This is a genomic window from uncultured Legionella sp. (assembly GCF_937871865.1).
GTDB lineage: Bacteria > Pseudomonadota > Gammaproteobacteria > Legionellales > Legionellaceae > Legionella.
Map to the genome: position 1 here is coordinate 1 of NZ_CALMPD010000204.1, position 8,485 is coordinate 8,485.

The window sequence follows — 8,485 nt, forward strand, 5'->3', positions numbered from 1 at the left end:
TGCAGGAGTTAAAAAATATGGCTTGCTAACGAGTGGCGTGCGTAAGGTGAGTTATATTGTTAATAGTTATGAAAAAGTCAAAGAACAACAAACTGAAGATCTTAAAGCATTAAATCTGAAATTAGAAAATAAAGTACAAGAACGAACCAATGAGCTCAAACGAGCAAACCAACAATTAGAACAGGAAAAATTAACGTTAAAAAAACTGTCTTATACAGACCCAGCTCACCAGATTGTATAATCGATATAAAATTAAAGAGTTATTTGACTACGAAAAGAAGCAATTCATACGATATCAAACGGAACTGTCCATCATTATCATTGATATTGATTATTTTAAAACGATAAATGATAGTTTTGGTCATACCGTAGGTGATTTAATATTATTTGAATTAGCACAGTTATTAAGAAGCATTGTGCGTCATAGTGATGCTGTTTCTCGCTGGGGAGGAGAAGAATTTCTTATTCTTGCACCCAAAACCAATGTAATTCAAGCCAGTGCATTAGCTGAAAAAGTTCGTCAAAAAATCAAATCGCATCGCTTTTCGCATGACATTTCTCTAACCGTCAGCTTCGGAGTAACTTCCGTTCAGGAAAACGATACCTTGGAAACTATTATTCTGCGAGCAGATGATGCCTTGTATAAGGCAAAAAAATCAGGGCGAGATAGAGTCAATGTGTATACATTGCAAGAGTGAAATGAGATTAATTATCTCGCTCAAAAATCGCCCCATTTAAGCACAATCTAGAGATGACGTAAACTTATTGACATAAAAAAAACACACCATCTTGAGCTCTAGCCAAAGATCTCCTGAATCCAGGGAGATCCTTCGTTGCTCACCTCAGATGACGGAGAATCCTTCGTGCTAACACCTCAGGATGATGGATAATCCTCTCATAGCCATTAAGCGAAGAAAAGCACGCCATCCTGAGCGTAGCGAAGGATCTCCTGAAGCCAGGGTGTATCCTTCGTCGCCAGCACCTCAGGATGATGGTTATGGCAGTGAACCTAAGCTCCGACTCTCATTATTGGCTCTTCGTTGTTGATAACAGAAGTGGTATGTTCCATCGTCGCTCTCTTTCTTTCTCCTTTAGGAGATACTGGCGCGAAGAATGGTTTTGTAGAGCCATGAATATCACTTTGATTATTGAATGCAACGCTGGAAGTATTTTTTTGAGCATGAGCGTGAACAAAATGGGAGGAAATCGGCTTTATCTCTATAGGATAATGCTCATGATGGTGATGATGATGAGCAAATGCGTCAATAAATTTATCTCCAGCTTCAACAGCAAATGCACATGTAGCGACGGCACAAACTCCAGTCCCCACACCGGTCACGACAGCCAGAGGAATTCCTATAATTGTAGTTGCCAAAGAAACTGTAATCGAGGCAAGTACAATTGTTGCAACACCACTTCCAACAGATAAAACAGTATAACCTACCCCTTCTACAAATTTTAGACTGCGGTTTTTTTTATGAGACATAATATTCATCCTTGACTATTTATGTATTAAAAAACGGTCTACCTTTTTAAGGTTGGCACACAAAGTGGAGCTCGTCAAAGTTTATAGACGCAGCCCATTTTAGACTAATATTCAGTGAGTGAATCGAGGGAGTATGCATGAATAAGTGAGCTGACAACGAAGTATAAAGCTTAGTGGACAGGGCCATATAGCCCTGCCGCTTTTTAGATTTCAGCTATAATCTTAGGACAGGCAATAAAGTCAGGATAAACAAATGGAGTTTGTTGCACAGCACGTTATTCGTACTTTGTTTTCACGAGCCATGTCTGATATGTATCAACAGGAAGTGCCTCAATACGGTACCTTGCTAGACATTGTTCATGAAGTAAACTCCGCATCATTGGCTGCAAATCCTGAATTACTTACCTTGCTAACAAAAAATAACGATCTAGCCAGAATCAGCGAAGAGCGGCATGGAGCAATAAGACTGGGAACAGCAGAAGAATTGCAAACCATCAGGGAATTATTTGCAGTAATGGGGATGTATCCAGTCGGGTACTATGATCTGTCAATTGCTGCCATTCCGGTACAAGCAACTGCATTCAGACCCCTTAATGATTTAGATTTAAAAAATAATCCTTTTCGAGTATTCACCTCGCTACTGCGTACAGAGCTGATTGAAGATCAGGATATCCAAGCCATGGTCATAAAGATCCTGGCTGCTCGTGATGTATTTACGCCAAGAGTAAGAGAGCTTATCGCGCTCAATAAAGCTCAAGGGGGATTATCGTTGCAAGAAGCTAAAGAATTTGTTCATGAAGCGCTAGAAACCTTTCGTTGGCATGATAAAGCACTCACCTCATTGGAAATTCATACTATTTTAGAGAACATTCACCCATTAATTGCTGATGTTGTCTGCTTTAAAGGACCTCACATTAATCATCTAACCCCACGCACTCTGGACATTAGCAGCATCCAAAATAAAATGCGTGAACAAGGACTTAGCCCTAAAGCCGTTATAGAGGGACCTCCAGAACGCGCAATACCCATTTTATTGCGCCAAACGTCATTCAAAGCATTGGAGGAAGTAATACTCTACCCTTCTGAACACGGTCAATATGAAACCGGTTCTCATAAAGCTCGTTTCGGGGAGATTGAACAGCGAGGAGTAGCGTTAACCCCGAAAGGGCATACATTGTATGAGCAACTCCTTGCGCAGGTTCGTGCGAAAATAATCCCCGCACTTGATGGAAGCAACGCGGAAGAATACGAGCAGATTCTCAATACGGAATTTTTAACCTTCCCGGATTCTCTTGATGAAATGCGACAACAGGGATTGGTGTACCTTGAGTATCATCCTACAGAAAAAGGCATTCAGCATGCAGGAACCATTCAAGAGAAGGATGTTAATGTCCTGATAAAAAATGGCTTGATTGAATACAATGCGATTATTTATGAGGATTTTCTTCCTGTTAGTGCTGCAGGAATATTCACCTCAAACCTTGGCTCAGTGAATCCACAGAATGCTCTTCTGGCGGGTAGCAAAGAACTATTTGAAGAAACTCTTGGTACCAAAGTTCTGAATCCCTTCGAGCTTTATGCAAAAAAAGAAACTGATTCATTAAAGGCAGCTTTAACGCGATTGGGATTGCAGAAATAATTCGAGAATAATTTCCACAGGATGCCTGCTCTTGAATCCAGTGCGGCATTCTACTTGTGACCTACATGAATAGCCATCAACCAAAGCTCGTTCAGCTAACGATTTATTCATAAAAAATTTCCGCCATGATGAATCGAATAATCCCAAAGACTCCTGCTGATGTATTGTTTCATGCCCATAAGCACCAGCCATACCACAACATCCTGTGTTTTGAAGAGCCAATTCAAGCCCCAAAGTATGAAAGACCTGCTGCCATTGTTCTTGCGCTTCATTACAATTGGCAAGTTCCGTACAATGACTCAATAAATTAAACGATTCTCCAAGCGTTGATTTTTTAAATTTAAAAGTTGCTATTTTCTCAGCGCGTATGGCCTTGGATAACCACTCCTGAATCAACTGAATAGAAAAGGTACTCTTCTTTTTAAGAAAGTCAGGGTATTCATAGCGATAGGTTAATGTCATTGCAGGATCAAGGCCTATCATAGGTAAATCATGACGGGTTACTTGCTCAAGCATTAATGAATTTTTATTGGCGACTTCTGCAAATGCTTCCAGCTTTCCTTGAAGATAAAGTGATTTTCCATTTTCAAACCACGGCATTACATAGATTTCATAACCAAGTGCTCTAACGAGCAAACAGGTTTTAACCACTAATTCAGCGTCATAAAAACTGGTTATCCAGTCCTGAATAAACACGACAGAACGCTTGTTCGTGGGCAATTGCTCGAGATTTAACAAAGGAATTTGCTCGGCATTTAAGCGTGTCGCCAAATTGGGGCTGCTCAATAAGGGCGGATTTATCAAGCCAATGGTTTTGGCTACTCCCCAACGAAACAATCGATTGGAAAGAAAGAAATTACTCAACCGCGGCATTTTGCTTTGATAATAGCTCATAGGTTCACTGTGAGCTATTAAATATTCTTTAAAAGAACGCAGATATCGTGAATGATAAGCCTCCAGGAATCTGGCTTTAAAGGCTGGCACATTAATATTTACCGGACACTGAGACTTACAGGCCTGACAGGAAAGGCATCCCTCCATAGCAGAGTGTACTTCATGGGAAAAATCATATTCCCCCTTTCTTTTGCGATAGCTGTTCTTCATTCGAGTCACAACCGGTGCCTGCTTACTCTCATATTGAGCACTGCCAAGCTGACGTACCCATTCTCTGATAAGGCTTGCTCTTCCTTTGGGAGAATGAATTCGATCTCTGGTAATTTTGTAAGAAGGACAAATGACATCCTGCATTTTGTAATCAAAGCAGGCTCCATTACCATTGCAACTTAATGCCAAAGAATAAAGGTCTTTTAAGGGATCAACAATCTGGAGGTCTGCTTGTGCCCGTGTGTGCTCTGATTGCACATTGAATAATGGCGTATTCATACCAATGGGTACCGCTATTTTTCCAGGGTTCATTTGGTTGTAGGGATCGCAACTCAACTTAATTTTTCGAAGTTCCTCATATAAAATATCCCCAAAGAACATGGGGACGTATTCGCTACGAAATCCCTTGCCATGCTCCCCCCATAAAACCCCTCCATATTTTAGGGTCAGGTGTGCTATTTTTTCAGTAACCTCATAATATTTTTGCCTGTCCTCTTCATCCATTAAATTAAAAGCTGGACGCACATGCAAACACCCAACATCAATATGGCCAAACATGCCATAACTTAACCCCAGGGAATCAAGAATGCCACGAAACTCCCGCACGTATTCGACAAGATGCTCAGGAGGAACAACAGTGTCTTCAACTCCAGAAACAGGCTTTCTTTTTCCTTCGACTTTGCCTAATAAACCTACACTACGCTTTCGCAGCTCCCATAGATTTTTGATGTCCACATCATCAGACAGGTAATGATACTCATAGGCATTCAAATGAGGTTGAAGTGATTGTGTTTGTTGATATAAAGAGTCCTCATCATAAGCCACAAACTCGATAAGATTGATGGCGCCAAGGGGCATATCGCTTTTTGGGGTTATAAAGGATTTGATACTGTGATAAATAATGTCCGTTTTTGCCAGATTTAAGACGGTTTCATCCATCGTCTCAATGGCCTCAGGAACAAACAGAACCAGCTGTTTTGCATGCTCAAGGGCATCTTTAAATGAAGAATACAAAACCACATAAAGCGCTTTAAATTGAGGTATGGCAGTGAGTTTTAACTTTATTTGGGTTACAAATGCCAGAGTACCTTCAGAACCAGTTAAGACGGCGTTAAGATTAAAACGCCTGCCATCACGGGAATAAATGCGTGTTAAATTATAACCAGTCATAAATCGATGCAATTTGGGAAACTGAGTGACAATCGTGGAATGATGCTCTTGAACGGTATTATCGACCTGCCGATACAATTGCCCAACGCGACCAGGAAGATTTTTCATCTCATCTAGCCGAGACACATCAATTTCTTCGCTCGTATGAACATAACCATCTGGGTACACCGCCGTAAGGGCCAGAACATGCTGGCTGGTTTTTCCATATAATCTTGACCCTTTACCGCTAGCATCGGTATTGACCATTCCACCGAGCGTTGCCCTGTTGCTTGGGGACAGAGTCGGAGCAAAAAATACACCGTCTTTTTTTAGAAACTCATTGAGCTGATCCAAAACAACTCCAGGCTCAACAATAACCCAACCTTCTTCGAGATTAAGGTCTAAAATAGCATTCATATAGCGGGAACAATCAATGATAATTCCTGCATTTAAAGACTGACCATTAGTCCCTGTTCCACCACCTCGCGGAGTAAAAGTAATATCCCGATATTCTTGTTGGGCCGCCAACGTGAAAATGGCGCTGATGTCTTCAGAGTTTTTGGGGAAAATCACCGCGTCAGGTAGTATCTGATACACGCTATTGTCAGTAGAGACTACTAAACGACTACTTAATGACTCCTCAATTTCTCCCTGAAACCCAACTTGTTTCCCAAGAATATCTAAAAATTGGGAAACCAATGGCGATACAGCTGAAGAAGCAGTCAGTATGGGAATCATTGCGACTTACCCTGCGGGATTTATGATTGTAAAAGTATAGCATAGCTCATCTGCTGACCTGATATGAAGAGGAAAACTATTCTAAAATAAACAATGAGTTAGACAAAATCAGCATCATACGAGGTGCAACAGGGACTCCCTGCATTTACGTTATGCTCGCGATAGCAGCAAAAATCTTTAACTCAATGGCAGTGCGCCAATGGCTAACCACTAAAATGTTGATTATAATAAAAAAATACTACATATAATGACGGAACTTTAAAATGCGTTTACTTCTGGCCATATTCTTACCTTTTACAGTGTTTTTTACCATTGGGCGACCGTTAGCAGGAATTGCCTGCCTGATATTACAATTGACTCTTATTGGCTGGATACCAGCTGCCTTATGGGCTGTTTATTCTTTGTCCCAATATAACACAGACAAGAAAATACGCGATTGGAACAGACATAGATAATCTTAAATCTTCCCGGAAACTCCAATTGTGATATGAAAATCAATTAAATGTTGTTTAAAGTTTAATTGCTCAGGTAATCCATGTTTCGTCCTCAACTGACGCAACATGGGAGACTCGACTAACAAGACATAATATTTTTTTAAATTAATATCAGCAACCACCAGCTCTTTTACCTTAAAATGGTACTCTTTTCCATAATCCTTTTTATCAAAGATTGATTGCTCTTCAGGATATGCAACAGTAATATGAGCCCCCACTGAACCTTCCTTAAAATAATCCGGTTTTTTGATTTCGGTATTGTTTAATAAAGGAAATAAATGATGGATATAAGCATCATCAATATCAAGATAGATTAATTTACTCGCGGATAAAGCTAATCGTCCAAATGCATCCAGACAAGAGGCGGAACGAAGAAGTTCCGGATTGTTTAGTTTGACCATAGAAGGTATTAACATCATAGTTTCTCATAAATGTTTTTTAAATCATCGCTAATCAACAAGATTTTATAATGCATTGTTTAAAATATACATCCCTTCATGATAAAAAAACAAACATAAAACACCCCCAAACACACCTCAAATTGAATAAAAATAAAACAAAATTTAAAATGTAGACTATAATTATTCAGGTAAATAAATTATTTATTTATAAATCTTATTAAAAGGAATTATCATGACTTTTAGAAAAGTGGTAAAAGCAAGTGAGGTGACTGGCGTAGACGTCAAGAACTTAAATGACGAAAACCTTGGTAAAATCAATGAAGTAGTAATTGACAAAGCCACCGGAAGAGTAAGTTACCTGGTATTGGATTTCGGTGGGATTTTGGGATTTGGCAATAAATTCTTCGCAATTCCATGGAGCATGTTTACTTACAATGAAGAAGAAGACTGTTTTAATCTCAATTTGGAAAAAGAGCGATTAAAAGATGCCCCAGGATTCGATAAAGACCATTGGCCAAATTTCACCGCTCGTGATGTATCCACTTCAATTGATCAGTTTTATATCAAACACAAGAAAGTCAGTTAATATCAATAATATAATTGAGATGTACTGTTCATGAGAGTAATTCCCTAACTCAAGTTATCATTTTGAATAGGGATTTATCCTCATTAACACATAACGTTATTTCAAATTATTTGGTCAATATTTTGACAAATCAAAAAATCTGTCCTATAGTTAAGATGTAGGAACCTTGGAAGCAGCATGCGGAAGGGGATCCAAAAACATAAAACCACTCTTGAGTGGTTTTATGCTATCTACGATTGACGTTTCGTTATACTAAACAGTAAGCAGCTATTCCCCTCTTCTTTCTATTCGGAATAAGGCTCAACGTTGAGCATCATGCATGCATGAAGGATTTCATCAATGCACAAATCATTATCATTAGTAAATAAATCGTAGAATTCACGACTAACATTACTGTATACCGAATTTAAAGAACAGCCATAAAATAAAGAGGTAGCGCTGTTCGTGCCATCAGAAATTCTGGCACTGATTATTCTGCCATGATCCCTGGAAATATAGCAGGTGACATTTTGGCTATTATAAAAAATAGAATTAATAAAGTATGAATTAAAACACTGGCAGGCCAATACATTTTTAGGACTAAATAAACCTAATGCACACACAAAGAGTATAAGTACAGATCTACTGGTTAAAGTCATGATACACCTCTTAGATTAATTATAGCCCATTGTTATCGACGACAAGTACCTCTGTTTAATCCACAGTGTATAGATAAAACTCGTTATATTTGGATTGCTTGCTAAACAGGCTTAGATAACCAATAATGATTATTGCAGACAAATTCAAGGATTGAATAATGAAAAAATGCTCTCTGAAAAAAACCGCATTACTTTTATGCTCCACGCTGTTGCTTGGCCAGATGTCAGTCAGCACCGCATGTACTCGAGC

At 39.2% G+C, this 8,485-nt stretch carries 9 protein-coding genes; 5 read left to right on the forward strand and 4 right to left on the reverse strand.

Going from position 1 to position 8,485, the window contains the following annotated elements:
* Positions 1-241, forward strand: a 241-nt coding sequence (locus tag Q0495_RS10970) for a hypothetical protein (RefSeq protein ID WP_298626112.1), incomplete at its 5' end; no start/stop codon positions are given.
* Positions 234-698, forward strand: coding sequence for a GGDEF domain-containing protein (locus Q0495_RS10975; protein ID WP_298626115.1), 465 nt, complete (start codon positions 234-236; stop codon positions 696-698). The genes Q0495_RS10970 and Q0495_RS10975, both read left to right, overlap by 8 nt.
* Positions 699-1,009: 311 nt before the next feature.
* On the opposite strand, the gene Q0495_RS10980 is transcribed toward Q0495_RS10975, so the two are convergent.
* Positions 1,010-1,486 (reverse strand): hypothetical protein, encoded by a 477-nt coding sequence (locus tag Q0495_RS10980; RefSeq protein WP_298626117.1) that lies wholly within the window; start codon positions 1,484-1,486, stop codon positions 1,010-1,012.
* A 253-nt stretch (positions 1,487-1,739) separates the two neighbouring features.
* Between Q0495_RS10980 and Q0495_RS10985 the strand changes: the two genes are divergently transcribed.
* Entirely contained in the window at positions 1,740-3,125 is a 1,386-nt protein-coding gene (locus Q0495_RS10985) for a DUF1338 family protein (protein WP_298626120.1), read from the forward strand.
* Here the strand turns inward: Q0495_RS10985 and Q0495_RS10990 are convergent.
* Entirely contained in the window at positions 3,099-6,116 is a 3,018-nt protein-coding gene (locus Q0495_RS10990) for an FAD-binding and (Fe-S)-binding domain-containing protein (RefSeq protein ID WP_298626123.1), read from the reverse strand. The two genes, Q0495_RS10985 and Q0495_RS10990, sit on opposite strands and share 27 nt — an antisense overlap.
* Before the next feature lie 263 nt (positions 6,117-6,379).
* Between Q0495_RS10990 and Q0495_RS10995 the strand changes: the two genes are divergently transcribed.
* Entirely contained in the window at positions 6,380-6,571 is a 192-nt protein-coding gene (locus Q0495_RS10995; protein ID WP_298626125.1) for a YqaE/Pmp3 family membrane protein, read from the forward strand.
* A gap of 2 nt (positions 6,572-6,573) precedes the next feature.
* On the opposite strand, the gene Q0495_RS11000 is transcribed toward Q0495_RS10995, so the two are convergent.
* Positions 6,574-7,029, reverse strand: a complete 456-nt coding sequence (locus Q0495_RS11000; RefSeq protein ID WP_298626127.1) for a hypothetical protein — start codon at positions 7,027-7,029, stop codon at positions 6,574-6,576.
* Positions 7,030-7,243: 214 nt separating this feature from the next.
* Here Q0495_RS11000 and Q0495_RS11005 point away from each other — a divergent pair, with 214 nt between their 5' ends.
* The gene (locus Q0495_RS11005) at positions 7,244-7,597 is read left to right on the forward strand and encodes a PRC-barrel domain-containing protein (protein WP_298626129.1); all 354 of its coding nucleotides are present in this window, start codon (positions 7,244-7,246) and stop codon (positions 7,595-7,597) included.
* Between the two features lie 284 nt (positions 7,598-7,881).
* On the opposite strand, the gene Q0495_RS11010 is transcribed toward Q0495_RS11005, so the two are convergent.
* Positions 7,882-8,235, reverse strand: coding sequence for a hypothetical protein (locus Q0495_RS11010; protein WP_298626132.1), 354 nt, complete (start codon positions 8,233-8,235; stop codon positions 7,882-7,884).
* Between the last annotated feature and the right edge of the window lie 250 nt (positions 8,236-8,485).

Excerpts from the sequence above, each read along its gene's own strand:
- Q0495_RS10980 (WP_298626117.1), bottom strand. The coding sequence starts at position 1,486 with ATGTCTCATAAAAAAAACCGCAGTCTAAAATTTGTAGAAGGGGTAGGT.
- Q0495_RS10985 (WP_298626120.1), top strand. The coding sequence starts at position 1,740 with ATGGAGTTTGTTGCACAGCACGTTATTCGTACTTTGTTTTCACGAGCC.
- Q0495_RS10990 (WP_298626123.1), bottom strand. The coding sequence starts at position 6,116 with ATGATTCCCATACTGACTGCTTCTTCAGCTGTATCGCCATTGGTTTCC.
- Q0495_RS10995 (WP_298626125.1), top strand. The coding sequence starts at position 6,380 with ATGCGTTTACTTCTGGCCATATTCTTACCTTTTACAGTGTTTTTTACC.
- Q0495_RS11000 (WP_298626127.1), bottom strand. The coding sequence starts at position 7,029 with ATGATGTTAATACCTTCTATGGTCAAACTAAACAATCCGGAACTTCTT.
- Q0495_RS11005 (WP_298626129.1), top strand. The coding sequence starts at position 7,244 with ATGACTTTTAGAAAAGTGGTAAAAGCAAGTGAGGTGACTGGCGTAGAC.
- Q0495_RS11010 (WP_298626132.1), bottom strand. The coding sequence starts at position 8,235 with ATGACTTTAACCAGTAGATCTGTACTTATACTCTTTGTGTGTGCATTA.